Below are 25,283 nucleotides of genomic sequence, written 5' to 3' on the forward strand. Positions count from 1 at the left end.
AAATAAATTTATTGTACCATTTTCCCATCTACGTAAAACAATAGGGGGATACCAAATATGTCTCGTGATATTAGTATAAACATTTCAGCTCAGGATAACTATACTCAGGCGATTACCACGATACGCAATGCTAACCAGTCCTTTAGTAAGGATCTTATGGGTCTTTCGTTTAAACTGGATGCTTTAAATAAAACAAAAATCAGTCTTAAGGTCGACATGGGCAAGGCAAAACAAGCCTTACAAGAAGCAGAAAAACAATTTTCCTTAACTAGAAATGCTGCTGACAAAATACAAATGGAAGTAAACAATGCGAATTATGAGAATGCCAGAAGAAACTTCGGTTTAGTCGCAGATAGTGCCCGTCAAGCAGAGAAAGATATCCTTAGCCTATACGGTGCAATAAGCAAAAGCGAAAACCGGGCAGGGGCCGGAGGGAGCGCTGGCAAAAGTTTGCTAGGCGAGTTGGCGACGGCAGGGGCAGGAAAGCTTTTAGAAGATACCGTGACACATATTGCGAATGCGTATGCCACCAGTGCATATGGCTCAGATGCAGGTACTATGTTTCAAAATGCGCTAAGTGGAGTGATTTCAGGCGCGGCGATAGGATCAGTGGTTGGTTCCCCGGTTATTGGAACAGTCGCCGGAGCAGCTGCAGGTTTAGGATTAGGTCTGCTAAATGGGACAACATCCATCAAAAATAAAAAGGACGATGCCTTTAAAAATTATGTGCAGGAACAGTATAGTACCATTAAACAATCCCAGGAAGATACACTTGCCCGTGGAATAGGCATTGCAGGAAACCGCGAACAAAAACAGCTATCCTTTGGAACCCTCTTAGGCAGTGATGAAGCTGCTAAGGATTTCCTGGCGGAGATGGCGGGCTTTACCGTAGCCACACCCTTTGACTATGATCAGCTCGCCGCTATAAGCAAGACGATGATCGAGAACGGCTATAAGCAGGACGAATTATTTGAGGAACTTACCAAAATCGGAGATGCCGGAACGGCCTTGGGTATGAGCAGTGAGGACATGAACTACGTAGCCGCCAGTTTGGGGCGTCTGCGGTCCAGCGAGCAAACCACACAGGCGCTCCTGAATCCCTTGCTTGAAAGACGTATCCCGGTGTGGGAATCCCTTGCCAAGGCATTCAGTGTAACTGAAACTGTAACCGAATCTGAGGTACAGGAAATGGTCTCCACAGGGAAAATCTCCGGTGTCGAAGCCGCTAAAGCAATCGCCGATTATATGGGCGCAGAGTATGCCGGGAATATGGACAAACTGAATCAAAGCTACCAAGGACTTTCGAGCAACTTAGAGAATGCTCGAGATAATATGGATGCAGCCATGGGGGAGGGTTTTGCAGAGGAACGGAAAAAAGGCTTACAAGCCCAGACGGATTACTTTGAGGGGGAGAGTGGCGAGAAATTAAAAGAAGCTAACCACATGATCGGGGAGTGGCGGGCGTCATTAGAAAATTTATCTGAACAATATGAAAGAGATGCGGTAACTGCAGTTATGACAGGTGATATAAGCTCTATTTTTAGCGACGACATTAAAAACAGACTTATGGGCTTGTATGAAGAATACACCGAATATGCCTCAAGCAACTCTGACGAAGCCGGAGCTAAGATGGGAGGGCTGCTTGCCGAAGCCCAGGCAATAGCGCAGGATGAGTATAACGCCAGCGATGGGGCGCAATTAATGATAGATTCGAATAAAAAGCTTGTAGGCAGAATCAGAAACGATGCGGCCTTAAGAGCTGAATATCATAATGCCGGGTATGAGATGGGGCTTGTGTTTTCGAAGGGCATAGAGTCTGCAATAGCTGAGAATTCAAAAATAAAAGCATCTAGCACGAATACATCAAGCACAGGCAGGCCAAGCATTTGGGAACCAAGCGCACAGAGATCGAGCACAAACACACCAAGCACAGGATCGCCAATCGGGGGGGCGACGCGCGAAGATATGCTCAATAAACTCTTTGCTGGTGACAAGCAAGCCTATGGCCTAAGCTATGTACCCTATGATAATTTCCCGGCGCTGCTCCACGAAGGGGAGCGGGTTCTGACCGCCAGCGAGGCACGGGCCTTAAAAGGTTCCGGGGCAAGCACTATAAGCATCACCGGCAACAGCTTCATCATCAGGGAAGAGGCAGATATTGGCAAAGTAGCCCGTGAACTGGCCAGGAACCTGACGAGGGCCTCTGCACTGGCCATTTGATTTTGGGCTGCCTTTTCTCATTCCAAATTCCCAAGCGCTTGGGAATTTCACTAATCCTATTGAGAGAAATTACTTTGAACCAAGCATACACTATAGTCTATGCCACTCTTCAGGAACAGGTGAATGTCCTTATCCTACAAGCGCTCTACAATGGGGGTGCTTTTTTTCTACCCCAAAAAGGAGGCGAATTGTTTGCGAAAATTCATCTTCAAGGATGGAAACCGGGAACTCCTGCTTCCCGTTACGCCCCCGTCCTTTACGATTACCCATGGTATAAAGATAGAGACCATCCATATTCATACTCTTGGTGATGTTAATATAGCGGGCTATGGGACCCTTGCCGCTATCAAAATAGACTGTCTCTTCCCTGCCCAACCCTACCCCTTTTCCCTTACCGATGAGAATCCTTATACCTATGTGAAGACCTTTCAAAAATTCTGCGATAAACGCAAAGTGATTCGCTTTGTTATCCCGAACACCCCCGTCAATCTCCCTGTTTTAGTGGAGTCCATTGCTTACTCAGAGCGGGACGGGACCCATGATGTTTACGCTACCCTTACTCTGCGCGAATACCGGCAATTAAATGCCGTAAAAGTTGAGCAAAGCGGAACTGAGAACCAACCCCGACCTGCCGCCGCAGCCATCGACAAGCCCACAGCGTATACAGTCGAAAGCGGAGATACTCTGAGCTCCATCTGCCGAAAGTTTTATGGGGACGCCAGTCTCTATCCCCAAGTGGCTGACGCCAATGGCCTAACGAATCCGCATTTGATATTTCCCGAACAAATACTCAACATGCCGGATAAAAGCCAATTGGTATCGGGGAGGTGACCAGTCAGAGTGGTTAAACTGCTTTTGAAAAACACGGAGGGAACATTCGATATAAGCCAGCTGGTCCCCCAGATAACGTGGTCCGGAGACTATCAGCAATGTGCCAGAACCTTGGATTTCAGCCTGCTGTCCTCTCCCCTCGACAAGCATATACCCACGATCCCATGCAACCTGGGCCATTCTATCCTGCTCATACAGGACAACAACACATTATTCGAAGGCTATATATTTGAGCGCACCAAGAATACAGGAAGCAGTACTATTGATATTACCTGCTTTGACCGGGGAATCTATCTCAAACGCAACAAAACCTCATATAAATTCACAAATCAAGCTCCGGAGGCGATTGCCAAAAGGATCTGTGCCGATTTTGACATCGAAATCGGGGAAATCATTGATACAGGAGTTAAAATCAGCCGTAATTTCCTTGGTTCGACACTGTATGATATCATCCAAACTGCCTACACCCTGGCCTCTTACCAGACCAAGAAGAAATACTACCTGGTCTTTAAAGGGCCAAAGCTTTATGTCCTGGAAAAAAAGGTTACCGATGAGACTCTGGTGATTGAGGGCGGCTCCAATCTCATGGAGGCCAGCACCTCAGAAAGTATAAGGAGCCTGATCAACCAAATTGCGATCTACGATAAAGATGACAATTTGATCCGCCGTGTCAAAAATGATGAATCCATTGGGCTGTACGGATTGCTGCAAGACTATATCCGGCAGCCAGATGATGAGAATGCCGGAAAGAGAGCTCAGGACATGCTGGATGACAATGGCCTGCAACAGAAGATTACCATCAATAATCTCGGCAATGCGGCCAATGTCTCCGGGGGCACCGTAGTGGTCCGGGAACCCTACACCGGGCTTTACGGACTGTTCTACATCGATAGTGACACTCATACCTGGAAGAATGGTCTTTATCTCAACAAGCTGGTTATCAATTTTAAGAACATCATGGACGAAAAGGAAGTGGGTACATTGCCGAACCAAAGCGGCGAAAAGGCAGCCGGTTGAAGACCTTCATTCAATTCTGGGTCTTGAGTGCAGCGAAAGGAATGACACTTAACTATGGAAGATAACCCTTACACTAGACTTTTGGAGACTATGCGCGGTGAAGCTAAAGAACAACTGCCCACATCTTATCGCTTAGGGAAAGTCGTTAACGTTAATCCCCTTAAAGTAAGTACATCAGGCATCATTTTGTCCGGGGACGATCTGCTGATCAATGGGGGAATTGCGCGGCGTACTAAAGCCCTATCCATGTCGGAACTATCCGGAAATCTTACCGGAACTTTTCATGGTGATACAGGGAATCTGGCGATCAGTGGCGGCAGTATGTCGGCTACCGCCGGCATAGAGGGCAGCTTAGCTGAAGATGACAGTGTTTTACTGCTCTCCCTTGAGGATAATCAGAAATTTATCGTACTCTGCAAGGTGGTGAGCCTATGAGCCTTTTCCCGATGATTCAGCCGGGGGCGGCAAGGGTTGAAACAGCGTTACCCCTCTGCCGAGAAGTGGACTGGGACTTTGAACTGGATATACCGATCTATAAAAACGGCTCACCCTCTTTTGTCAACGGGGCACGGGCCGTTTTGGTTTGGGCATGGAATGCTCTCCATACCCCCAGGTACCGGTATGAGATCTACACTTGGAATTATGGCAACGAAGTGGAGCAGTTGATTGGCCAGCCTTTTACGGATGACCTCAAACGTTCTGAGGTAACCCGATTTGTAAGGGAATGCCTGTTAATCAATCCATATATTACAGATGTAGCCGATATAACAGTTAACTTTGCCAATGAAACAGTAAAGGTTGGCTGCAGAATAATCACGGTTTATGGGGAGGTGAATATCAATGTTTGAAGCTATTACGCCTGAAAGTATCAAAGAAAATATCCTAAATGAACTTGCGCTGGTAGATGTCCGGGAAGGAAGCTATACGAATAATCTTGTCAACCCGACTGCTTTAGCAATCTGGAAGCTTTACGACAGCTTGAATGCCCTTATCCCCATGGTCTATGTGGATGAAACCTCTGGGGTATATATTGACAAAAAGGCTGCCCATTATGGGATCATCAGAAAATCCGGTACAAAGGCTTCCGCAGTGCTGCGCTTCACAGGAATCGACGGTAAGGCGGTTCCTAAAGGGACGGTTTTTCTAACAGGTGACGGCCTGGAATTTGTCACTGAGTCGGCGGTTACGCTCACCGCCGGAGCAGCCAGCACCACAGCCATAGCGGCTGAAACAGGCGAAGCCTACAATGTTCCCGGCGGCAGCATTACTCAGCAGATTGTCAGCATCTCAGGACTTACCGGCGTAACCAATGAAGCTGCCGTCGGGGGCACAGACCCGGAAAGCGATAAAAGCCTGGTCGAAAGGCTCTATGCCTATCTTCGCAAGCCGACAACCAGCGGCAATGTTTATCATTATGAACAATGGGCTTTAGCTGTTGATGGTGTGGGAGGGGTAAAGGTAGCTCCCCTCTGGAATGGACCGGGCACGGTTAAGGTCCTGATCGTTAGCCCTGCTAAAGCTCCTGTGGATCAAGAGGTTGTGACCCGTTGCGCTGACCATATCCAACAGAATAGGCCCATTGGAGCGACGGTGACCGTAGAAAGTGCTTCGGCGCTTACGATTAATGTAGAGGCAACGATTACTATTGAAAGTACAACCACCAAGTCCGCGGTGAAGGAAGCTTTTGCGAACAGCTTGAACGCTTATTTGCAGAGCATTGCTTTTGAAAAGTATGAACTGATTTACAATCGCCTTGCTTTTATGCTCCTGGATATCGAAGGGGTCATTGACTATACAGATCTAACCGTCAATGGCGGAACATCAAATATTACCATCGCCGCTAATGAGGTCCCTGTTGCAGGAATGGTGGTGATCAGTTGATGGCGGAGCTGCTTGAGTTATTGCCGGCCAATTACAAGAACAGTCAGGAAGTCGTAGAACTGCAGGCGGCTTTGGGAAATCAGATTGCGGCTGCAGAGGCGGCTAAAGCCGATGTGTTTAAGCAACTGGATGCCAACACAGCTACCTGGGGACTAAGCTACTGGGAGCAGGCCTATGGACTTAAAACAGATGTCTCAAAATCTTATGACTACCGCAGAACCAGACTATTAAGCAAGATACGCGGCCAAGGTTCAACGACAAGCGCGATGATTAAAAATGCTGCGGAAAGCTTCAGCAATGGGGAAGTAGAAATTGCCGAAGATAACGCCAAGTATCAATTTACTGTGAAATTTGTGGGGGCCAAAGGAATACCGCCCAATCTGGATGATCTTAAAGATGCGATCGAGGAAATAAAACCGGCTCATCTGAAAGCCATCTATGAATTTACTTATCTGGTGTGGTATGAGCTTGATGCTAAAAACTGGACTTGGGCTCAGTTCGATGCTCAAGGTCTTACCTGGAATGAACTGGAGGTGCTTAGCTGATGCCAGAACAATCAGCACGATTAGGAATACCCTTACCCTTAGGAAATGAAAATGTTTCAAGGCAAGCCATCAGAGAAATGCTTCAGGCTGTGGATGATCATGCGGAAACTATCGCCGGAGCTCAAGCCAAAGCCGATGCGGCGGAGGCTACTGCCAAGTCCTACGCGGATGCCGCTGGCTCTGCAGCAGGGGCCGTGGCGAGCGCACTTGCTGCGCATAAGGCGGAAAGTATATATTTGCAAGAAGAGGAGCCATCAGCAGTGAACCATAAAACACTGTGGTTTGCAATAGGATCTGAAGTAAATTTTGATGGCGGTGGAGTAAATATTGCAAATGCTCAAACCAGCACTACTCCACCGGAAACCGATGGTTATTGGTTTGAGCCTATAAAAGGTTAATAAAGGAAGAGTGGGCAATACCATGGCAGATATAAACGTCCAAATCAAACAAAGAAACGGAGAAATTTGGGATAATCTCTACCCGAAGACAAAAGCCGAGAACGTAACCGAATCCGCAGCTAAAAGGTTTGTGTCAGATACTGAAAAAGCATCGTGGAATGGTAAGCAAACTGCTCTGGGTTTTACACCGGAAAATGCGAGTAAAAAAGGAACGGCTAACGGGTATCCTGAACTCGATGCAAGCGGCAAAGTGCCTGCATCGCAATTGCCATCCTATGTAGACGATGTTTTAGAATACGCAAATCAGGCCGCATTTCCCTCGAGCGGCGAAACTGGGAAAATCTATATCGCAATAGATACGAATAAAACCTATCGCTGGGGTGGTACTGGTTATGTTGAAATTAGTGCTTCACTGGCCTTGGGTGAAACGTCAAGTACAGCCTATCGCGGTGACCGTGGAAAAACAGCTTACGATCATAGCCAATCCGCCCATGCTCCAGCTAATGCTCAGAAAAATAGTGACATCACCAAAGCCGAGATTGAGGCCAAACTTACAGGAGTGATATCTTCACACTCACACGCGTCAGGTACACCCTCTGCCCACGGAGCAACACATATCACGGGTGGTGCCGACGTAATTCCAGGTGCCGCAGCAGGCGGTAATGCTGGTCTGATGAGCGGCGTGGATAAATCAAAACTCGACGGGTTGCCTAGTATAACAGTAAATGTCACCGAACCGGAGTCTCCCTCCAGTGGAGACTTATGGTATGCAATTATTTAGGAGGGCTTAAAATGGCCACATACAACACAGTTATAAAAAAGCGCAATGCAACGAACAATGGCTGGGATTCCGTTTTGCCGATTACCACTGCCGAGAATGTATTGGTTAACGCCGAAGGAGATACCCTTGCTACGCACTTTGCGGAAAATGCGACGGAAACCAAGGCCGGACACATTGAGATTGCTACTGCTGCAGAGGTAACCGCAGGCACAGACAACCAAAGAGCCGTGACCCCAGCTGGACTAAAGGTTGAATTAGACAAAAAGCTCAGTAGCACGGTTATCAGCCAAGCAGAGGCCGAAGCGTTAACCGCCACAACGGCCAGGGCATTTACGGCGCAGCGTGTTGCCCAGGCCCTCAACTCAAGGCTTATGTACAAACCAAACACTGGCTCTGTGAATGCAATTGTTGTTGCAAATCCTGGTTTTGCGTTAGTTACTGGGGCAGCGGTGGAATGGCAACAAACCGCGGTCAACACTGGAGCCTGTACAATCAACGCAGACGGCACAGGAGTTAAATCATTGCTGTCTTCGGAAGGCTCAGTGTTAACTGCTGGGGATCTCCCTGTGGGTTTTTATCAGGCTGTATACAACGGCACGTCTTTTATCTTGCGTAGCGGAGGGGGGGGATATGCACAGGTTGACTTTGTAAACTATTATTCTAGTGTAAATGGTATAAATAAGGCTTCTCCTATAAAGTTATCTCAAGCAAGATCTGGTGCAGCGGGAGCTTCAAATGACAGCTATGCTTTGTTTGCGGGGGGAGCAATTAGCGGTAGTAGTAGTCTCTCAGACGTAGTTGATGCTTACAATACGTCTCTTATCAGAACTTCTCCTACAGTATTGTCTCAACCAAGGGAGGGGATAGCGGGAGCTTCAAATGGTAGCTATGCTTTGTTTGCTGGGGGACGACTTAACAGTAGTAGTTCCTCAAACGTAGTTGATGCTTACAATACGTCTCTTATCAGAACTTCTCCTACAGTATTGTCTCAAGAAAAGAGGTATTTAATGGGAGCAAGGATAGGCAATTATGCCTTATTTTTGGGAGGAAGTTATGACACAATTGAGGCGTACGATCAATCTCTTGTTAGAACTATTCTTAATATTGATAATACAGTAAGGTACACAGTAGCAAGAGCAAACGTAGGAGATTATGTTTTACTTGCTCAGACAAAGGCGGTAAATGCTTACAACCAATCCCTTGTCAGAACTTCTCCTGCTGAATTATCTCAACAAAGAGATTACTTTGCGGGAGCTTCAAATGGTAGCTATGCTTTGTTTACTGGGGGAAAATATTCAAATGATCTCTATAATGTGGTAGATGCTTATAATACGTCTCTTACTCGTATTGTTGCCCCACCACTATCAAAAAACAGATATTATACCTCAGGAGCCTCTGAGTACGGTTACGCTATGTTTGTTGGAGGGTATATAGATTGGTATGGCAATCAGCAAACAAACGTAGTAGATATTTATGATTCATCCCTTGTTAGAACTGCTCCTAGTACATTGTTACTATCGCAAAATGGCAGTAATCTCTCAAATGCATATGTTGGAGGATATACTTTGTTTCCTGTGTATAATTCAGATTACTCAAATATAGATACTTATTTAAGTGATTTTACAGCTAATATATTGGTAACCAAAGGTAGTAAATATAAATTTACAGAGAGCAGTGAACAGGTAGCCAATGTAAATACAACATTGATCTATCCGGGAAGAGTAACTGGTTATGTAAAATACAAAAAGGGAATTATTTCAAAATAATAGGAGGTTAATATTATGAAGTACAAAATTTGGGATAAGCAAGAAACACTAATAACACCTATTGGTGAAGTTTTAAGTCCACAGGAAGTATTCAATCAGTTTCCAGCTTCAAGATTGTCTAATATGAAATATGTTATTGCTAACCAACCAGTTAATATGACAGTGTTTATGGAGTTTGAAGCAACAAAAGAACTTTATAGGAAACAGGGTACATCTATTACTGATGAAATGACTGACCAAGAGGTATTAGATGCAATTACCTACTTCGAAGAAAATCCACCTGCTTCAGGGCCATCGGCGGAAGAGCGTATAGCCGCGGCAATGGAATTTCAGTCTATGATGATGATACCGATGGAATAAAGGAGGAATAAGCTATGTCATTTGAAATTATTAAGAGCAACTATGAAAAGGGATTATGGACAAAACAAATGGTGAAGCTTGCCGTAGGCAGGGTTATCACGGCTGGGCAGTATAAGGAGATAACTGGAGAAGATTATTGATGCGCAATAGACCCCTTTTGCGCAGTACCGCGAACGCCTAAAGGGCGTTATTTTTATTTGGAAGGAGAATAAAAATGTTGTTAAAAAAATACGGACTTTCTCTGGATATAAAGCGTGAAAAGGCTATGCACGCGCCTGTTATGGAATTTGTGCAGGGGGATATCGGAACCTGTGCTCTGGATATCTCAATTAGAGAGATGAATGATCCTGTAGACCTATCAGAGCTGACCGTCGAAATTGTTTTCGCAAAACCTGACGGCACAACTGTTATTCAGGATCTGGCCAACGGGGTAACCATCACGGACGCCGCCAATGGAAAAATCACCTGTACTCTAAAAACAAACACGATCGCGGTGGCCGGCAAGGTGCATGCTGAGGTAAGGCTGTTGGCAGGGGAAAAACTACTTTCTACTCCTCGTTTTGCCTTTGACGTTCGAAAAGCTCTTTTAAACGACGAGGCGATTGAAAGCATGGACGAAATTCCCATTTTGCAGCAGCTGATCGCTGATGTGCAAAATGTAGAAGGAAAGCAAGGTCCTCAGGGAGAGCCTGGTCCGGCAGGAGCCTCCGCCTATGATCTTTGGCTGACGCAAGGAAATACCGGGACTGTAGATGACTTTTTGCGCGATATAATCTTAGGCGCGCAGGGGCCAAACATCTACCCCACCCCACTTACTTGGTCCTCACTTGATCCAGGTCAATCCGGGGTTGAAATTTTAGAGCAAATTCAATGCGGAGGCCAGGTGCTTAAAATGCCACAGCCATGGCTGTGGCTAAGAGGCACAACGACTACAGAATTGATACCAGGAGAGATGTACCGGGTATCTTATTACACAAGAAAAGACGGAACAGAATTTAGTGATGTTGAGGCGCGCTTTATTATTCCGTACGATGGTGGGAGCTATGACTACGTTCTAGGCTCCGAGGATGGCACGCGAGAGATAAACAATGACTGGCGGCTGTTTACCATAGAATTTCGTTGGCAGGGTGAGAATAAAAGACCTCAAGTGTTTGTGCAGACCAATAAAGCCAGTATAGATAACCCGGTCTATTTCGCAGCGCCGAGCCTACGAAGAATAAACACATAACGCCACATAGAGCGTTTCTCACACTCGCAACCCGCCGGAAACGGCGGGTTGCGGTCTTAAGGTTCATCTTCAAAAGAGGTAGGTGATAGCCCTTGGACTTTACACTTATTACAACCCTCCTTGGGGTAGCGGCTGCTTTGTCCGGAATCATCTTAGGCTGGACGGCAAGAGCTAAGGAAGCAGAGAAAGAAGTCAGAAAAGATGCCGCAGTCGACACCGCCCTCCGCACAGATATGGAGTATCTTAAGCGCGGGGTAGATGATATCCGGCTTGAACAGCGTACCCAGGGGCAGCGCGTAGATGCTATGGGTGAACGCCTTACCCGGGTTGAAGAGTCATCAAAACAAGCTCACAAGCGGATTGACCGCATCGAGCAGAAAGAAGAGTAAGTATGCCGCAAATCGAATGGGTAGGTACCCCCAACTTTAGATATGGTCGCAACGGCCTCCAACCCTTGGCCATTGTCAATCATATCACCGCCGGTTATTATCCGGGCTGCTTAGACTGGATGCAGCATCCTGGCTCCCAGGCAAGTGCACATTATTTGGTTTTAAGAAACGGCCGCATACTGCAGCTGGTCAAAGATGAAAACACAGCCTGGCATGCAGGCATAGTGAGCAAACCCGATTGGAACCTGTATGATGGAACGAATCCCAACTACTATACCATCGGCATTGAACACGAAGGAATGCCTGGAGATGAGCTGACAGAAGCTCAGTATCAGTCCACCCTATGGCTCCACAAGCAGCTCATCGCCAAGTACCCAGCCATCGCCATTGATAACCGGCATATCATTGGTCATTACAGAATTGACAGTATAAACAGACCAAACTGCCCAGGGGCTAAGTTTCCCTGGGCAGAGTTATTTACTGATTTGAAGGGAGAGCATGACGTGGATCACCTCGTAATCTATGCCGATGGAGATGTCGGAGCTGCACTTTTGCTCAGCTTTAAGCTGAAATGCCCGATGGTCCATAAAGCCTTTGCAGAGAAAATCCAGGCCAAGCATAAGCACTGGGTTGGAGTGCAAGGAATAAACGGCAACAGAAATTACTACTATGCCGGAAGTGACCGGATAGAGACTGCGAAATTAGGATTGTAAGGAGAGATCGGCCATGGAAACCGCATTAGGTTATATCCAGAACTTTTGGGGGCTGCTGCTTGTTGTGGCAGTCTTTATTATTTATCTAATCAGCCAGGGAAGGACAAAGGCGGGGAAGATTGTGCTCTCGCTGATGCTGAGGCTGGAGAAGCAGGCTGAGGAGTATGCGCTGCAGACCGGGGAAGAGAAATTCGGCTTCGTGGTGGAAAAGGGGTATCAGCTTTTACCTAAATATGTGCAATTAGTCTTTAGCTATAACATGTTCGTTGAACTGGCAGACAGACTCTACGATGAAGCAAAGAACTATTTATCAAGCCTGGAGGAAAAGGCCCTCGCCGCACCAGTTAAGGAAAGCAAGAAGGCCGCTCCCGAATAATACAGCCCACAACAAGCTTCAACGGTCTCTAACATTCTCTAGTCGTCTTTTCCAAAGCTCTCTATGCTTGAAGAAAATCTTCAGTAATCTTCGCGATCCGGCTTGCCGCTCGGCCATCACCATAGGGGTTAACAGCATGAGCCATATTCTCATAAGCTTCCTGATTACCCAGGAGGCGGCTCAGTTCCTGAAGAACTTTTTCATAGCTGGTTCCCACTAAAGATACGGTCCCCGCCTCCACCGCTTCGGGCCGCTCGGTGGTATCCCGGACCACCAGCACAGGGATTCCAAGGGAAGGGGCTTCTTCCTGAATTCCTCCGGAATCGGTCAGAATAATATTGGCTTGAGCCTGAAGGTTGACAAAGGGTTCATAGTCCAGAGGCTCAATCATATGGACCCGGGGATTATGGCCCAGAACTTCATTGACGACTTGGCGGACAGAGGGGTTTTTATGCACAGGAAACACCACATAGGTATCCGGATAATGCTCCAAAACCTCTGCTAAAGCCCGATAGATCTGCCGCATGGGCTCACCGAGGTTTTCCCGGCGATGAGTGGTGACAAGAATCATGCGCTGTCCTGCACTCTGACCCAGTATTTCCCTTAAGGCGGCATCGGAGAAGGTATAATCCTTTTTTACGGTAGTCAGCAAGGCGTCGATCACCGTATTGCCTGTGACATATATTTTCTCTTCCGGAACCCCTTCAGCCAATAAATTTCTTTTCGATGTTTCCGTAGGCGAAAAATGCAAATCCGTTAAAACTCCGGCCAGTTTGCGGTTCATTTCCTCCGGGAAAGGAGAATATTTATGGCCTGTACGCAATCCCGCTTCCACATGACCTACGGGAATTTGAGCATAAAAGGCTGCCAAAGCCGCCACAAAGGTGGTTGTGGTATCTCCGTGGACCAGGACCAGATCAGGCTTGGCTTGTTCCAGCACATCCTTCAGACCCTGGAGGGCGCGGGTTGTAATATCCGTTAAAGTCTGTCCCGCCTGCATAAGATTCAAGTCATAATCCGGCTTAATCTGAAACAGCTCCAGCACCTGATCCAGCATTTCCCGATGCTGGGCAGTCACAGCAATCTCACAGTGCAGAGACGTTCTTTTCAGAGCTTGAACAACGGGAGCCATCTTAATCGCTTCAGGCCGTGTCCCGAAGACTACCATAACCTTTTTACCTTCCACTTGAATACGCTCCTTTGCCTTTAAAGTAGCTTTCTTTATATCTGGGTCTTGTAGCTTTGCACACAACGTACCTTCGGGCGTGAGATCCTGAAACCCTCCACCAGAGGCTTTCTAACATCAGATCTCACGTACTCAATAGCTCCAGAGCTAGGTCAGATAACTGCCTAGCATCCGTACCGCTTAAACTCGAAAACCAGCCCAAGGATTTTGTTTTACACAAGGGAAGCGACTTTAAGCGAGCGGAAACAAAACTTCGCGAAAAGCACGCAGCGGAGAAAGGTTGGAAACAGGACGTTTCCAACCCGCCATTGAGCAGGAGCGATTTGGCGGGGTACCTTTCGGAGCGGAGGACTTGAGCGGTAGTTTTGTCCGCGCAGCTTATGAAGCGACCGGTGTAAAACAAAATCCTGGAGAATCAGCTTTCAGATCCTTTCAATACTAAAATATGCTGACAGGGCTAGGGAAATCCCTAGCCCTTTTCTGCATTATATTGAATTGGGAAATTCCAGCTGAATAAGCTCCAATTCAGCCTCAGCCGCCATCTCTAAAGCCAATGGATCCGGGTAGGAATAAAGGAAAAAGACCCGTTTTATACCGGCATTAATGAGAAGCTTCGTGCAAAGCACACAGGGCTGAAATGTGGTATAGATATCCGCCCCATTAATAGAAACCCCATGCTTGGCTGCTTGAACCAAAGCATTTTGCTCCGCATGGACCGCCCGGCAAATCTCCGTCCGTTCTCCGGAAGGAATACCCAGCTGCATTCTGAGGCAGCCTTTTTGAGCACAGTGACTCAATCCTGTGGGGCTGCCGTTATAACCGGTGCTGAGGATCTGCTTATCCTTGACGATCACAGCGCCCACTTGACGGCGCAGGCAGGTGGAGCGTCCGGCTACAACTTGTGCCATCTGCATAAAATATTCATCCCAACTGGGCCGTTCTAACTCTTTCATTTGGTACCAAACAACCGATCTCCGGCGTCACCGAGACCCGGAATGATATAGCCGTGGTCGTTTAAATAATCGTCCACTGCCGCCACAAAAATATCCACATCATCATGGTAGTTCTGAACTTCTTTGATCCCTTCCGGAGCAGCGATCAGGCACATCAGCTTGATGCTTTTCGCTCCTCTGTCCTTCAGAAAAGTGATGGCCGCCGTGGCGGATCCCCCCGTAGCCAGCATAGGATCAATGACAATTAAATCACGCTCTTCCACATCGGTAGGGAGTTTGCAGTAGTATTCCACCGGCTTCAGTGTTTCCGGATCCCGATAGAGCCCCACATGGCCAACTTTGGCGGTGGGGATTAATCTCAGCATGCCATCCACCATGCCCAGACCGGCTCTTAAGATCGGAATCAACCCGACTTTGCGTCCGGCTATTGCCTTGGCTGTCATCGTAGCCACCGGGGTCTTTACTTCCACATCCTGCAGGGGAAAGTCCCGGGTCACTTCATAGGCCATGAGCATGGAAACTTCTTCTACCAGTTCACGAAAGTCTTTGGACCCTGTATTTTCGTCTCGGATTAAGGATAATTTATGCTGTATCAAAGGATGATCCAGAACATGAACTTTTGCCATGGGTGTCAACTCCTAATCTAGATTTGGGTAGAGCGGGTATTCTGCGCAGAGTGCTGCAACCATATCCCGAGCTTTGGCAGCCCCCGCTTCATTGGGTTCCGATAAAGCAATGTCGATGGCTGCGGCAATCTTTTTCATCGCCAGGGTATCCATACCGCGGCTGGTCACGGCAGGGGTGCCGATGCGGATGCCGCTGGTTACCATGGGACTGGCCGGATCATAGGGGATGGTGTTCTTATTTACCGTAATACCGACCTCATCTAAAATATACTCTGCTTCTTTCCCTGTCAAGCCTTTAGACCGTACATCCACAAGCATCAAATGGTTGTCCGTGCCTCCGGAAACGACGCGGAAACCTTTTTCCGCCAGAGTTTCCGACAGTACTTTAGCATTCTCCACAATGCGTTTTTGATATTCCACAAATTCCGGCTTTAAAGCCTCACCAAAGGCAACAGCCTTAGCCGCGATCACATGCATCAACGGGCCGCCCTGAATGCCGGGGAAGATGGCTTTATCGATAGCTTTGGCAAATTCTTCTTTGCATAGAATCAGTCCCCCCCGGGGGCCCCGCAGGGTTTTATGAGTGGTGGTGGTTACAAAATGTGCGTAAGGAACAGGGCTTTGATGAAGCCCGGCTGCCACCAGGCCCGCAATATGAGCCATATCCACCATGAAGTAAGAGTCCGCCTCATCGGCAATTTCTCTTAAGCGAGCAAAGTCGATTTGTCTGGGATAGGCACTGGCTCCCGCTACAATCATTTTAGGGCGGTGCTCAAGGGCTAATTGACGCACCACGTCATAATCAATGCGTTCGGTGGCTTGATCCACCCCATAGGCGACAAAGTTATAATACATCCCGGAGATATTCACCGGGCTGCCGTGGGTTAAATGCCCTCCATGGGAAAGATTCATGCCGAGAACCGTATCCCCGGGTTTAAGCATAGCAAAATATACGGCGGTATTAGCCTGGGCGCCGGAATGAGGCTGTACATTGGCATGTTCCGCACCAAAAAGCTTTTTCACCCGCTCCCGGGCCAGATCCTCAACGATATCCACATACTCACAGCCGCCATAATAGCGTTTTCCCGGATATCCTTCCGCATACTTATTGGTAAGAACGGAACCCTGGGCGGCCATGACCGCTCGGCTCACAAAATTCTCTGAGGCAATCAGCTCGATTTTATGGCGCTGCCTTTGTTCCTCCTGGGCAATAGCCTCTGCCACTTCGGGATCCTGAGGGAGAATCCATTCCTTAATATAATCCATATTACCCACACTCCTGTCTCTATAGATTGAACGAGACTTTTTTCAGTGAGGGATTCGACCCCACTGAAAATTAATCGAGTCCATACTGGACTTAGCCGCCCTTGGACACCCGCCGCCTCTAGAGGCGGGGGCCAAACGCGGATTAGTGCAGTGATAACTTAACTCAGAGGGGGCTTCACCCCCGCTGTTGTTGGTCGAACTCATGAGAATCGGCTATACTACGGGGTACATCGCCCTCGGGCCGCCGATCAACCGCGGCCGGGTTCTGGCCATGGTAAGGTGGGCATGGCCGATTGATTTAATGGAAGGACGTATGGGTACAACCACCGGCCGCAGATGCATCCCGATAAAGGTATCTCCCACATCAATCCCGGCATGCCCGCGGATTGTTTCCACCATCATCGGTGCTTGATAGTTCTGCCAAGCTTTAACCGCCATCGAGCCCCCTGCTAACAGCGAAGGGACGACGGTTACGGCATCAAGGCCATACTGCTCCACACAAGCTTCTTCCACCACCAGAGCGCGGTTCAAATGTTCACAGGCCTGAATAGCCAAATAGAGCTCCCGCGCCCTGACTTTGGCTAATAAAGCGGGAAGAAGGGCCTCTGCCACCTCTTCGCTGCTTGCCTTCCCAATATGTTGTCCCATAACCTCACTGGTACTGCAGCCAAGCACGACGATTTGCCTGGGTTTTAAACCAGCTTGGGCAAAGAATTCTTCTAAAGCTTGATTCCAGGCTTTATCCATATCCTCAAAATTCATTGATGATTGCCTCCGTACAGGGAATTAGAGAGTTTCTCCTTTTTCAATGGCGTCGATGAGATCGACCCGACAAGCATGTCGTCCACCGGCAAAAGGAGTTTTAACGAACATATCCACGATATCCAAGGCCAAGCCCAAACCGGTGACTCTGCCTCCAAGAGCCAGGACATTGGCGTTATTATGTTCCCGCGCCATACGTGCGGAATAGGTCTCAGTGCAGACTGCAGCACGAACCCCTGGTACCTTATTGGCAGCGATGGAGATCCCTAAGCCTGTACCACAGACCACAATTCCTAAGTCTGCTTTGCCTTTAGTCACTGCATCGCCTACATAGAAACCGTACCTGGGATAATCCACAGAATCTTTAGTGTTGGTGCCGAAATCCAGAATCTCAATCCCTTGTTCTTCTAAATGGGCTCGAATCTCATTTTTAAGTTCGTACCCGCCATGATCTGCTCCTAATGCAATTTTCAAAAGGGACACCTCCAATATCTATAGCAGTTTTCTACATTAATCAGCCAATCCCTGCCTAATACTCTGTAATACTTAAAACTTGCCTTGTCCGGCCAGGAAAACTTCCGCACATAATAGCCATGGCGTCTTAGTTTGTCCATGATTCTCCCAAGCTATGATCACTGAAGGCAGTCTCGTTCAATGCCGCCCCTCCAGGCTTGCCTTGACCTTATGGAGCAAAGCCTCCATATCTTCCGCACACCGGCGGTACCGCTCCACACTTCCGCCCCAGGGATCCGGGATATCCTGATCTTTTCCGTCTCCGGCCCAGCGCCCCAACCTTTTGATTTTCGCGGCAAACTCAGGGAAAGCCCCCTTAAGCTGCACCTCGTGAGCACCGGTCATGGGAATAATCCAATCTGCAGAAGCCAGAATTTCCCTGCGAGCCAAGCGAGCTTGATGTGATGTGAGATCGATGCCTTTTTCCTTTAAGACCTGAACCGCCTGGGCAGTGGCAGGCTCTCCCTCCCAAGCTGCTAAACCCGCGGATTCCACCTGGATATCCGCTCCCAAAATCCCCCTGGCTAAACCTTCAGCCATGGGGCTCCGGCATGTATTGCCGGTACAAACAAATACAATTCGCACGCCCGACTACTCCTATCCCAATAACATCCTTAGACCAATGATCACGAGAACAAAGCCCCCGACGATTTCAGCCCGTTTTCCTAACCAGGAACCTACATAGCGGCCGAGGACCAAACCGCCCCCCATCATGATTCCCGCCACAGTACCCATAACCAGAACCGTAAGCCCGATGCGGCTGTCCACAGTCCCTAAAGAAAATCCTACACTAAGGGCGTCCAAGCTTACACTGGCTGCCAAAGCATACATACCGATACCGCTTAGGGAAATCCCGGTGGGCAATTGCTGGCGATTAAGATTTGCTCTGGCTTTAGAAAGGGGAATATATTCCGCCTCCGGTCTCCAGACATGAAAAATCATCCGTCCCCCTAACCAGAGGAGCACCAGGGAACCTATCCCTTTGGCTAAATGACCGAGAAACATTCCCAGGGTCTGTCCTAAAAACAGCCCTCCTAAGGGCATAAAAACATGAAAGACAGCGACCAGCAGAGAAAGCCTTAAGGTCATCCTTTTTCCGACTCCTACCAGGCCGATCGCCAAGGCCAGAGAAAAGGCATCCGCCCCTAAAGCAACGGACAACGCCAAGATCCATGCAAGATTCAATCCCCATTCCTCCTGTTCGAAGGTAGAATACAATATCTCTGTAATTCTATGCCATGGGGGAAGGTTGCATGCTTACACCCGCATAACCCTCTGCCCGGAAGCCTTCTGCAACCGGTTCATGATGGCGAAGCCCAGACCCTTCTCGGAAACTCCTTCGGCCAGGATCATATCCATACCCTGCTCATCACAGAGCCTTAAACCCTCGTAGAGGTTCCCGGCTACCTCTTCAGGATGATCCTCCGATCCTAAGACAAAGAGCAGATCCGGAAGCTGGCTGTGCAGGTCCGGCGCACTTTCCAGGGTACAGAGAATGCCTACCTTCTTCAACCGGGAGTGTCCCTTGCGAAGCTCGTCTTTTATTTTGCGGATAACATTCTTCCTCTCGCCAATAAGCAAAGTCAGTTCCCCCTTGGGGGCATAATGGCGATATTTCATGCCGGGAGCTTTCGGTGCCTGATTCGGTGCAGGACGGTCCACCGCCACTTCTCCCAGGACTTCTTCCAGCTGCTCCCTGGTGATGCCACCCGGGCGAAGGATGGTCGGAACTTCACCTGTCAAATCCAGGACCGTGGATTCTACACCTACAGCGCAAGGCCCCCCATCTAAGATCAGAGGAATCTTGCCCTTTAAATCCTTCCAGACGTGAATTCCCTGGGTAGGGCTGGGCTTCCCGGAAAGATTGGCACTGGGGGCAGCGATGGGAACCCCGGCCTCCTTAATAAGCTCCAGAGCCACCGGGTGTTTGGGCATCCGAATGGCCACAGTTCCTAAGCCCCCGCTGACCACATCCGGTACAAAGGCGGTCTTTTCCAGGACCAGGGTCAAGGGACCCGGCCAAAACTTATCTGCGCAAAGGGCTGCTTGAGGAGTCCATTCCTCCACCAGCCTTTTAACCATCTCCAAGTCTGAGACATGAACGATCAGTGGATTATCCTGAGGTCTGCCCTTAACTTTAAAAATCTCCTGGCAGGCGTGGGCATCCATGGCATTAGCCCCTAAACCATAGACCGTCTCTGTAGGCAAGGCCACCAATTGCCCTTCGCGAATCAACTGGGCTGCCTCTTTAATCCACTCTATCTCAGGATGTTGTGCATTGATCGTGACCCGTTTTGTTTGCAAAATTCTCACCTCGCGAAAACTACCCGATCTCTTCCCCCCAAATCCTGAACGATCTGAGTCTGGAAGCCCTGTTGCTGAAAAAGTTCTGCCACCGAATCTCCTTGCTGCCAACCGATCTCGACCAGGATTACACCCTCTTCCTTAAGCAAGGAACGGCCTTCCCTGGCCAGTTCCCGATAAAAATCCAGGCCGTCTGCTCCTCCCAGAAAAGCCATCCGCGGTTCTTTAGCTAGTTCCGGGGCCAGTTCCCCATATTCTGCCCGGGTTACATAGGGCGGATTGCTTACGATAAGATCCCAGCTATCCCCGCGAATGGGTGCTAAAAAATCCCCTTGACGCCATTGGATCCGCACCCCAAGCCGTTCGCCATTGAACCGTGCCACATCCAGGGCATCCCTGGATAAATCCGTTCCGATAACTTCAGCCTGAGGCCAAAAGTGAGCAATACTGATCGCCAAAGCCCCGCTGCCTGTGCAAAGATCTGCGATATGGGGGGATTCTCCGCCGCCTGCCCTATCCGCTGAGTGCTGCCATTCCTTTTTTAATTCCAGGACCTTTTCCACGAGGATCTCTGTATCTGCCCTGGGAATCAGAACTCTTTCATCCACATAAAAATCAAGCCCCATAAATTCCTGGTGCTTTACAATGTATTGAAGAGGTTCCCGCCTGGCCCTGCGGCTAATCATCTGTTGATAATCAGCCTCCTGCTCAGGGCCAAGGGTTTGATCTCTCTCCAAATAAAGTTGTTCCCGCCTTAAGCTGAGAATATGCCCAAGCAGGAGATCCGCATCCCAGCGCGGATTGTCCACTTGGGCAAGGTTTAATTCCTGCTCTCCCCATAAAAGAGCATCAATGATCCGCATTATGCCTCCGATTTCAGACGCTCGGCTTGATCCGTAGTAATCAAGGCATTGATCACCTCATCCAGCTCTCCTAACAAGATGGAATCCAGGCGATGAAGAGTCAAGCCGATACGGTGGTCTGTCACCCGACCTTGAGGGAAGTTATAGGTGCGGATTCGCTCACTGCGATCGCCGGTTCCCACCTGACTGCGGCGCTCACTGGCCAATTCGCCCATAGCCTCTTCCTGAGCGCGCTCCAGGAGACGGGCCCGCAGAACCCGCAGGGCCTTTTCTTTGTTCTTCAGCTGAGACTTCTCGTCTTGGCAGGAGACAACGGTACCGGTGGGAACATGTGTGATGCGAACCGCGGATTGAGTGGTATTGACCGACTGTCCCCCGGGACCGCTGGAACAAAAAATGTCAATGCGCAAGTCGTTAGGGTTGATGTCGACATCCACTTCTTCCGCCTCGGGAAGCACCGCCACCGTGGTGGTAGAGGTATGAATCCGACCGCCGGACTCTGTCGTGGGTACCCGCTGCACCCGATGAACGCCGCTTTCAAACTTCAGCTTGCTATAGGCTCCTTGTCCTTCGATAAGGAAAATAATTTCTTTAAAGCCTCCGATATCGGTGTAACTGGCGCTTAAAAGCTCAGTGCGCCAGCCTTGGTGTTCAGCGTATTTGGTGTACATGCGATAGAGATCCCCGGCAAAAAGCGCCGCCTCTTCGCCGCCCGCACCGGCACGGATTTCCATAATCACGTTTTTATCATCATTAGGGTCTTTGGGCAAGAGCAGAATTCTCATTTTCTCTTCCAGCTCATCCCGCTTTTCGGTGAGTTCCTCAAGCTCCAGCTCAGCCATTTCCTTAAATTCAGGGTCTAATTTTTCCTCAAGCAGTCCCTGTGTCTCTTCAAGATGTTTCACAACTTCTGAATACTCACGGAAGGCTTCCACAATATCCGTCATTCCCGCTTGAGCTTTGGCATATTTTTGCCATTCGCTCTGGTTGCCGATGACCTCAGGATCGCTTAAGAGCTGGGTGAGCTCGTCATAGCGCCTTTCAATTTCAATTAATTTTCTTTGCATTTATTCACACCTCAAGTAGCCATTTAAATTTAGTATTTCCAAGGCTTCTTGTATTGCATAGCTTAGGTGTCTGCAACCAATCTACCCTCTGCATTGAATTCTAAGCCTACCGGCTCACTTATTACTGCCCCAAGCGATCAGCAGCTTAAAGAAAAAGCAGAGCATGCGCTCTGCTTTTTCTCCAGCAACGACCGCAGGCCGTTGTTCATATTACATGCCGTATTTTTTCTTAAAGCGATCCACTCGTCCACCAGCATCTACAAAACGTTGAACACCGGTATAGAAGGGATGGCACTTAGAACAAATTTCCACCTTAATATCTTTCTTTGTACTGCCGGTAGGAATAACTTCTCCACAGACACAAGTGATGGTGGTTTGTTCATATTTAGGGTGTGTCTTTTCTTTCATGTCGTCACCTTCTTTCCCAACCGAGTCGTCAACTCTAAACATTGTAGCACGTCGGCTTCATGCAGGTCAAGACAAAAAAACAGGGAATGCTTTAATGTCCTCAAATATTTTTTCGTAAAGATTCGTAAAGAACCCGACTATAGTTTTAGATTGGGTTTTGGGGCAAATAGGGCTTGGGGTCGATGGCTTTCCCATGCAAGCGAATCTCAAAATGAAGATGAGGGCCCGTACTTCTTCCCGTATCTCCCGCCAGGGCGATGCAATCTCCCTGCTCAACCCACTCTCCCAGACTCACCAGGATTTTTTGATTATGGGCATAGAGGCTTTGCACCCCATTGCCATGTTCCAAAAGTACGGTCAATCCATAAATATCATGCCATTGAGCCTTGACTACCTTACCCGCCCGAGCGGCGAGGATTTCCGTTCCATGGGAGATTGCCAAATCAATACCATGATGAAATTCTCCCTTTCTCCAGCCGTAATCCGAACTGATGGAGCCATAAGCCGGCCAACTCCAGATGAGCGCTGTTCCCCTGGATAATACTTCAGCTACCTCATGAGTTCCCTGAACAGTCTTTTCCCGAATGGTCAGTGTCGCCCCGGGAGTTATGACAACTGCCGGATTATCCAGCAGAATCTGAGACCTGGTCGTCTGATACTTTTGAGCCAAATCGTCAAGGCTTTGCCCCGCCTGAAGCGTGACCACGGAATAGGTAACCCGTTCTTGTTCCTGAGCAAAAGCAGGACAAGACCAGGCCGTAATCCAGAAACAACACACGAACAGGAGGGCAAATCCTTTACGATTAAAGACCCTCTGCTCATGTCCTTCAGTATTCATTTTTAAATAACCACCTCAAGGGTAGCTTTACCCAAGTTCAGGTAAAAAATACCTGGCCAAATATTCCTACGTCATTCAGCTGAGCGTGTGCAGGCCGCTACACAGCACCCTTCATGGCATAGGCGGGCTTTTTGTCAAAACTATGCCGCGCCTCAATAAAGCGGACTGTCCCTGTTTTCCCACGCATCACCACAGTATGGGTCAGGGCTCCCTGGGAAGTAAAATGCACACCCTTAAGCAACGGGCCTTCGGTGATACCGGTAGCCGCAAAAAAGACATCATCAGAACAAACCAGATCATCCATCGTTAACAGTTTAGCGACATCACTGACTCCTAACTTCTGAGCCCGCAGGATATCCTCCTCATTCTCCGGCCAAAGCCTTCCTTGCATCTCTCCGCCTAAACACCGCAAGGCAGCTGCCGCCAGTACCCCTTCCGGAGCTCCGCCGATTCCCATCATCACATCTACCCCGGTTCCTTCAATAGCACAAGCCACCGCCGGAGATACATCACCATCCGTGATCAGGCGAATCCGGGCTCCCGCCTCCCGGACGTCATGAATGATCTTCTCATGACGGGGGCGGTCCAGGATAACTACGGTAAGGTCATCCATACTCTTGCCCAGAGCCCGGGCCACATTGGCCAAATTCTCCTGGACAGGGGCATCCAAGTGTATTTTGCCTTTGGCCAGGGGTCCGACGGCGATTTTGTCCATATACATATCCGGGGCATGCAAGAGACCGCCTTTTCTAGCGATAGCAACCACCGCAATGGCGCCGGCTAAGCCCTTGGCGACGCTATTCGTTCCTTCCAGGGGATCGACGGCCACATCCAATTCCGGAGCTTCGCCGCTTCCCACTTTTTCACCGATATAGAGCATGGGGGCTTCATCCATTTCCCCTTCGCCAATGACCACCGTTCCCTGCATGCGAATCGTGTCAAACACGGAGCGCATGGCTTGTACTGCCGCATCATCTGCGGCTTCTTTATTCCCGCGGCCAACCCAACGGGCCGAAGCCAGCGCTGCTGCCTCCGTAACCCGGGCAAACTCCATGGTGAGTTCCCGTTCCATGGCCATTTCATTATTCATGATGATCCCTCCAAATTTTTGAATTCCAACCTAATCCTAATTCAATGAGTTGTATCTTTAGCCATTGCGCATAGTCTTGGCTAGTCCTGCAAACAACGCTTTCACTATTCATAAGCACCATCTTTAATTGTCCCATACTTCTTTTGCAGATGCAAGGCAGAGTATAAGTCGAATAAGAAAAGCCCTATCAGCCGAAAATCGTCTGCCAGAGCTTTCATCCCAAGTGGGTTCATGGCCAACCGCCACTTATCATCCCGCTATTTAAGCTTTTGCCAATCGGCTAAAAACTTCTCAATGCCCGCCTCAGTCAAGGGATGCTTAAAGAGCTGGCACAAAACATTGAAGGGCACGGTGGCATAATCCGCACCGATCTTGGCTGCTTCCGTCACATGAACGGGGTTGCGGATGCTGGCGGCGATGACTTTCGTCTCCAGTCCATGGACTCCAAATACCTCACAAATGTCAGCCAATAAAAGCAGGCCATTTTCACCGATATCGTCCAGTCTGCCCAGAAAGGGGCTGACATAGGTGGCTCCCGCCCGAGCGGCCAGCAAAGCCTGCACCGCTGAAAAAACTAAGGTCACATTGGTTTTAATGTCTTCGGCCTTCAGGACCTTGACCGCTTTGAGCCCATCTTCCGTCATGGGAATTTTGACGACGATATTGGGGTGCATAGCAGCAAGCTCCCGGGCCTCCCCCAGCATTCCTTCGGCGTCCAAAGCGATAACTTCGGCACTGATGGGGCCGTCAACAATCTGCACAAGTTCCTGCAAAAGCTGGTGAAAATCCCTGCCTTCTTTGGCCACCAAGCTGGGATTAGTGGTTATCCCTCCGATAACCCCCATGGCCCACGCCTGCCTGATCTCCTCCGGGTTGGCTGAATCCAATAAAAACTCCATGAT

At 48.9% G+C, this 25,283-nt stretch carries 31 protein-coding genes; 16 read left to right on the forward strand and 15 right to left on the reverse strand.

Annotated elements, in window-relative coordinates:
• The first annotated feature begins 57 nt into the window (after window positions 1-57).
• The 16 genes from BUA14_RS08960 to BUA14_RS09035 all read left to right on the forward strand — a co-directional run bounded on the left by BUA14_RS08960 (window position 58) and on the right by BUA14_RS09035 (window position 12,505).
• Window positions 58-2,220: a tape measure protein gene (locus BUA14_RS08960; protein ID WP_072772300.1), complete on the forward strand. Its 2,163-nt coding sequence runs from the start codon at window positions 58-60 to the stop codon at window positions 2,218-2,220.
• A 192-nt stretch (window positions 2,221-2,412) separates the two neighbouring features.
• Entirely contained in the window at window positions 2,413-3,051 is a 639-nt protein-coding gene (locus BUA14_RS08965; RefSeq protein ID WP_072772301.1) for a LysM peptidoglycan-binding domain-containing protein, read from the forward strand.
• Between the two features lie 9 nt (window positions 3,052-3,060).
• The gene (locus BUA14_RS08970; RefSeq protein WP_072772302.1) at window positions 3,061-4,068 is read left to right on the forward strand and encodes an XkdQ/YqbQ family protein; all 1,008 of its coding nucleotides are present in this window, start codon (window positions 3,061-3,063) and stop codon (window positions 4,066-4,068) included.
• A gap of 90 nt (window positions 4,069-4,158) precedes the next feature.
• The gene (locus BUA14_RS08975) at window positions 4,159-4,503 is read left to right on the forward strand and encodes a DUF2577 family protein (protein ID WP_242954614.1); all 345 of its coding nucleotides are present in this window, start codon (window positions 4,159-4,161) and stop codon (window positions 4,501-4,503) included.
• On the forward strand, window positions 4,500-4,916 hold the full coding sequence (locus BUA14_RS08980) for a DUF2634 domain-containing protein (protein ID WP_072772304.1): 417 nt from the start codon (window positions 4,500-4,502) through the stop codon (window positions 4,914-4,916). Before BUA14_RS08975 ends, BUA14_RS08980 begins: the two co-directional genes overlap by 4 nt.
• Window positions 4,909-5,949 carry a baseplate J/gp47 family protein gene (locus tag BUA14_RS08985; protein WP_072772305.1) on the forward strand — a complete coding sequence of 347 codons (1,041 nt, stop codon included), beginning with the start codon at window positions 4,909-4,911 and terminating at the stop codon, window positions 5,947-5,949. The genes BUA14_RS08980 and BUA14_RS08985 overlap by 8 nt, the downstream gene beginning before the upstream one ends.
• Window positions 5,949-6,494 (forward strand): putative phage tail protein, encoded by a 546-nt coding sequence (locus BUA14_RS08990; RefSeq protein WP_072772306.1) that lies wholly within the window; start codon window positions 5,949-5,951, stop codon window positions 6,492-6,494. The genes BUA14_RS08985 and BUA14_RS08990 overlap by 1 nt, the downstream gene beginning before the upstream one ends.
• Window positions 6,494-6,892: a hypothetical protein gene (locus tag BUA14_RS08995; RefSeq protein WP_072772307.1), complete on the forward strand. Its 399-nt coding sequence runs from the start codon at window positions 6,494-6,496 to the stop codon at window positions 6,890-6,892. The genes BUA14_RS08990 and BUA14_RS08995 overlap by 1 nt, the downstream gene beginning before the upstream one ends.
• A gap of 22 nt (window positions 6,893-6,914) precedes the next feature.
• Window positions 6,915-7,673 carry a hypothetical protein gene (locus BUA14_RS09000; protein ID WP_072772308.1) on the forward strand — a complete coding sequence of 253 codons (759 nt, stop codon included), beginning with the start codon at window positions 6,915-6,917 and terminating at the stop codon, window positions 7,671-7,673.
• A gap of 11 nt (window positions 7,674-7,684) precedes the next feature.
• A complete protein-coding gene (locus BUA14_RS09005) occupies window positions 7,685-9,439 on the forward strand; it encodes a hypothetical protein (RefSeq protein ID WP_072772309.1) in 1,755 nt (584 codons plus the stop codon).
• 15 nt (window positions 9,440-9,454) lie between these two features.
• Window positions 9,455-9,799 (forward strand): hypothetical protein, encoded by a 345-nt coding sequence (locus tag BUA14_RS09010; protein ID WP_072772310.1) that lies wholly within the window; start codon window positions 9,455-9,457, stop codon window positions 9,797-9,799.
• Between the two features lie 14 nt (window positions 9,800-9,813).
• Window positions 9,814-9,939 carry an XkdX family protein gene (locus BUA14_RS09015; protein ID WP_072772311.1) on the forward strand — a complete coding sequence of 42 codons (126 nt, stop codon included), beginning with the start codon at window positions 9,814-9,816 and terminating at the stop codon, window positions 9,937-9,939.
• A gap of 74 nt (window positions 9,940-10,013) precedes the next feature.
• Window positions 10,014-11,027 carry a BppU family phage baseplate upper protein gene (locus BUA14_RS09020; protein WP_072772312.1) on the forward strand — a complete coding sequence of 338 codons (1,014 nt, stop codon included), beginning with the start codon at window positions 10,014-10,016 and terminating at the stop codon, window positions 11,025-11,027.
• Window positions 11,028-11,119: 92 nt separating this feature from the next.
• A complete protein-coding gene (locus tag BUA14_RS09025) occupies window positions 11,120-11,416 on the forward strand; it encodes a hypothetical protein (protein ID WP_072772313.1) in 297 nt (98 codons plus the stop codon).
• Between the two features lie 2 nt (window positions 11,417-11,418).
• Window positions 11,419-12,129: an N-acetylmuramoyl-L-alanine amidase gene (locus BUA14_RS09030; RefSeq protein ID WP_072772314.1), complete on the forward strand. Its 711-nt coding sequence runs from the start codon at window positions 11,419-11,421 to the stop codon at window positions 12,127-12,129.
• A 13-nt stretch (window positions 12,130-12,142) separates the two neighbouring features.
• Window positions 12,143-12,505 (forward strand): hypothetical protein, encoded by a 363-nt coding sequence (locus BUA14_RS09035; protein WP_072772315.1) that lies wholly within the window; start codon window positions 12,143-12,145, stop codon window positions 12,503-12,505.
• A 61-nt stretch (window positions 12,506-12,566) separates the two neighbouring features.
• Here the strand turns inward: BUA14_RS09035 and wecB are convergent, their stop codons facing one another.
• The 15 genes from wecB to fsa form a co-directional block, all read right to left on the reverse strand.
• Complete coding sequence (wecB, locus tag BUA14_RS09040; RefSeq protein WP_072772316.1) at window positions 12,567-13,757, reverse strand: non-hydrolyzing UDP-N-acetylglucosamine 2-epimerase; 1,191 nt, start codon at window positions 13,755-13,757, stop codon at window positions 12,567-12,569.
• A gap of 419 nt (window positions 13,758-14,176) precedes the next feature.
• Window positions 14,177-14,644, reverse strand: a complete 468-nt coding sequence (locus tag BUA14_RS09045; protein ID WP_072772317.1) for a deoxycytidylate deaminase — start codon at window positions 14,642-14,644, stop codon at window positions 14,177-14,179.
• Window positions 14,641-15,270: a uracil phosphoribosyltransferase gene (upp, locus tag BUA14_RS09050; protein WP_072772318.1), complete on the reverse strand. Its 630-nt coding sequence runs from the start codon at window positions 15,268-15,270 to the stop codon at window positions 14,641-14,643. Before upp ends, BUA14_RS09045 begins: the two co-directional genes overlap by 4 nt.
• A gap of 12 nt (window positions 15,271-15,282) precedes the next feature.
• Entirely contained in the window at window positions 15,283-16,536 is a 1,254-nt protein-coding gene (locus BUA14_RS09055) for a serine hydroxymethyltransferase (RefSeq protein ID WP_072772319.1), read from the reverse strand.
• A gap of 213 nt (window positions 16,537-16,749) precedes the next feature.
• Window positions 16,750-17,298 (reverse strand): TIGR01440 family protein, encoded by a 549-nt coding sequence (locus BUA14_RS09060; protein ID WP_018307545.1) that lies wholly within the window; start codon window positions 17,296-17,298, stop codon window positions 16,750-16,752.
• A gap of 24 nt (window positions 17,299-17,322) precedes the next feature.
• The gene (gene rpiB / locus BUA14_RS09065) at window positions 17,323-17,772 is read right to left on the reverse strand and encodes a ribose 5-phosphate isomerase B (protein ID WP_072772320.1); all 450 of its coding nucleotides are present in this window, start codon (window positions 17,770-17,772) and stop codon (window positions 17,323-17,325) included.
• A 177-nt stretch (window positions 17,773-17,949) separates the two neighbouring features.
• Window positions 17,950-18,396 carry a low molecular weight protein arginine phosphatase gene (locus tag BUA14_RS09070; RefSeq protein ID WP_072772321.1) on the reverse strand — a complete coding sequence of 149 codons (447 nt, stop codon included), beginning with the start codon at window positions 18,394-18,396 and terminating at the stop codon, window positions 17,950-17,952.
• Window positions 18,397-18,408: 12 nt separating this feature from the next.
• The gene (locus BUA14_RS09075; protein ID WP_072772322.1) at window positions 18,409-18,996 is read right to left on the reverse strand and encodes a manganese efflux pump MntP; all 588 of its coding nucleotides are present in this window, start codon (window positions 18,994-18,996) and stop codon (window positions 18,409-18,411) included.
• Window positions 18,997-19,068: 72 nt separating this feature from the next.
• Window positions 19,069-20,115, reverse strand: a complete 1,047-nt coding sequence (locus BUA14_RS09080) for an L-threonylcarbamoyladenylate synthase (protein WP_178371661.1) — start codon at window positions 20,113-20,115, stop codon at window positions 19,069-19,071.
• 5 nt (window positions 20,116-20,120) lie between these two features.
• Window positions 20,121-20,978 (reverse strand): peptide chain release factor N(5)-glutamine methyltransferase, encoded by an 858-nt coding sequence (prmC, locus tag BUA14_RS09085; RefSeq protein ID WP_072772324.1) that lies wholly within the window; start codon window positions 20,976-20,978, stop codon window positions 20,121-20,123.
• Entirely contained in the window at window positions 20,978-22,045 is a 1,068-nt protein-coding gene (prfA, locus tag BUA14_RS09090; RefSeq protein WP_072772325.1) for a peptide chain release factor 1, read from the reverse strand. Before prfA ends, prmC begins: the two co-directional genes overlap by 1 nt.
• A gap of 210 nt (window positions 22,046-22,255) precedes the next feature.
• Window positions 22,256-22,453 carry a 50S ribosomal protein L31 gene (gene rpmE, locus BUA14_RS09095; RefSeq protein ID WP_011462249.1) on the reverse strand — a complete coding sequence of 66 codons (198 nt, stop codon included), beginning with the start codon at window positions 22,451-22,453 and terminating at the stop codon, window positions 22,256-22,258.
• Window positions 22,454-22,598: 145 nt separating this feature from the next.
• A complete protein-coding gene (locus BUA14_RS09100) occupies window positions 22,599-23,291 on the reverse strand; it encodes a M23 family metallopeptidase (RefSeq protein WP_072772326.1) in 693 nt (230 codons plus the stop codon).
• 97 nt (window positions 23,292-23,388) lie between these two features.
• Window positions 23,389-24,363, reverse strand: a complete 975-nt coding sequence (glpX, locus tag BUA14_RS09105) for a class II fructose-bisphosphatase (protein ID WP_072772589.1) — start codon at window positions 24,361-24,363, stop codon at window positions 23,389-23,391.
• A 275-nt stretch (window positions 24,364-24,638) separates the two neighbouring features.
• Window positions 24,639-25,280: a fructose-6-phosphate aldolase gene (gene fsa, locus BUA14_RS09110; protein ID WP_072772327.1), complete on the reverse strand. Its 642-nt coding sequence runs from the start codon at window positions 25,278-25,280 to the stop codon at window positions 24,639-24,641.
• Between the last annotated feature and the right edge of the window lie 3 nt (window positions 25,281-25,283).

This window comes from Desulfitobacterium chlororespirans DSM 11544, from assembly GCF_900143285.1.
Classification (GTDB): domain Bacteria; phylum Bacillota; class Desulfitobacteriia; order Desulfitobacteriales; family Desulfitobacteriaceae; genus Desulfitobacterium; species Desulfitobacterium chlororespirans.

Coding starts and splice junctions, on each gene's coding strand:
- rpmE (WP_011462249.1), bottom strand. CDS start 22,453: ATGAAAGAAAAGACACACCCTAAATATGAACAAACCACCATCACTTGT.
- glpX (WP_072772589.1), bottom strand. CDS start 24,363: ATGGAACGGGAACTCACCATGGAGTTTGCCCGGGTTACGGAGGCAGCA.
- prmC (WP_072772324.1), bottom strand. CDS start 20,978: ATGCGGATCATTGATGCTCTTTTATGGGGAGAGCAGGAATTAAACCTT.
- BUA14_RS08975 (WP_242954614.1), top strand. CDS start 4,159: ATGCGCGGTGAAGCTAAAGAACAACTGCCCACATCTTATCGCTTAGGG.
- BUA14_RS09010 (WP_072772310.1), top strand. CDS start 9,455: ATGAAGTACAAAATTTGGGATAAGCAAGAAACACTAATAACACCTATT.
- BUA14_RS08990 (WP_072772306.1), top strand. CDS start 5,949: ATGGCGGAGCTGCTTGAGTTATTGCCGGCCAATTACAAGAACAGTCAG.
- prfA (WP_072772325.1), bottom strand. CDS start 22,045: ATGCAAAGAAAATTAATTGAAATTGAAAGGCGCTATGACGAGCTCACC.
- BUA14_RS08995 (WP_072772307.1), top strand. CDS start 6,494: ATGCCAGAACAATCAGCACGATTAGGAATACCCTTACCCTTAGGAAAT.
- BUA14_RS09055 (WP_072772319.1), bottom strand. CDS start 16,536: ATGGATTATATTAAGGAATGGATTCTCCCTCAGGATCCCGAAGTGGCA.
- BUA14_RS09030 (WP_072772314.1), top strand. CDS start 11,419: ATGCCGCAAATCGAATGGGTAGGTACCCCCAACTTTAGATATGGTCGC.
- BUA14_RS09045 (WP_072772317.1), bottom strand. CDS start 14,644: ATGAAAGAGTTAGAACGGCCCAGTTGGGATGAATATTTTATGCAGATG.
- BUA14_RS08985 (WP_072772305.1), top strand. CDS start 4,909: ATGTTTGAAGCTATTACGCCTGAAAGTATCAAAGAAAATATCCTAAAT.
- BUA14_RS09000 (WP_072772308.1), top strand. CDS start 6,915: ATGGCAGATATAAACGTCCAAATCAAACAAAGAAACGGAGAAATTTGG.
- BUA14_RS09005 (WP_072772309.1), top strand. CDS start 7,685: ATGGCCACATACAACACAGTTATAAAAAAGCGCAATGCAACGAACAAT.
- BUA14_RS08980 (WP_072772304.1), top strand. CDS start 4,500: ATGAGCCTTTTCCCGATGATTCAGCCGGGGGCGGCAAGGGTTGAAACA.
- BUA14_RS09100 (WP_072772326.1), bottom strand. CDS start 23,291: ATGAATACTGAAGGACATGAGCAGAGGGTCTTTAATCGTAAAGGATTT.
- fsa (WP_072772327.1), bottom strand. CDS start 25,280: ATGGAGTTTTTATTGGATTCAGCCAACCCGGAGGAGATCAGGCAGGCG.
- BUA14_RS08960 (WP_072772300.1), top strand. CDS start 58: ATGTCTCGTGATATTAGTATAAACATTTCAGCTCAGGATAACTATACT.
- BUA14_RS09060 (WP_018307545.1), bottom strand. CDS start 17,298: ATGAATTTTGAGGATATGGATAAAGCCTGGAATCAAGCTTTAGAAGAA.
- BUA14_RS09015 (WP_072772311.1), top strand. CDS start 9,814: ATGTCATTTGAAATTATTAAGAGCAACTATGAAAAGGGATTATGGACA.
- upp (WP_072772318.1), bottom strand. CDS start 15,270: ATGGCAAAAGTTCATGTTCTGGATCATCCTTTGATACAGCATAAATTA.
- BUA14_RS09035 (WP_072772315.1), top strand. CDS start 12,143: ATGGAAACCGCATTAGGTTATATCCAGAACTTTTGGGGGCTGCTGCTT.
- BUA14_RS09020 (WP_072772312.1), top strand. CDS start 10,014: ATGTTGTTAAAAAAATACGGACTTTCTCTGGATATAAAGCGTGAAAAG.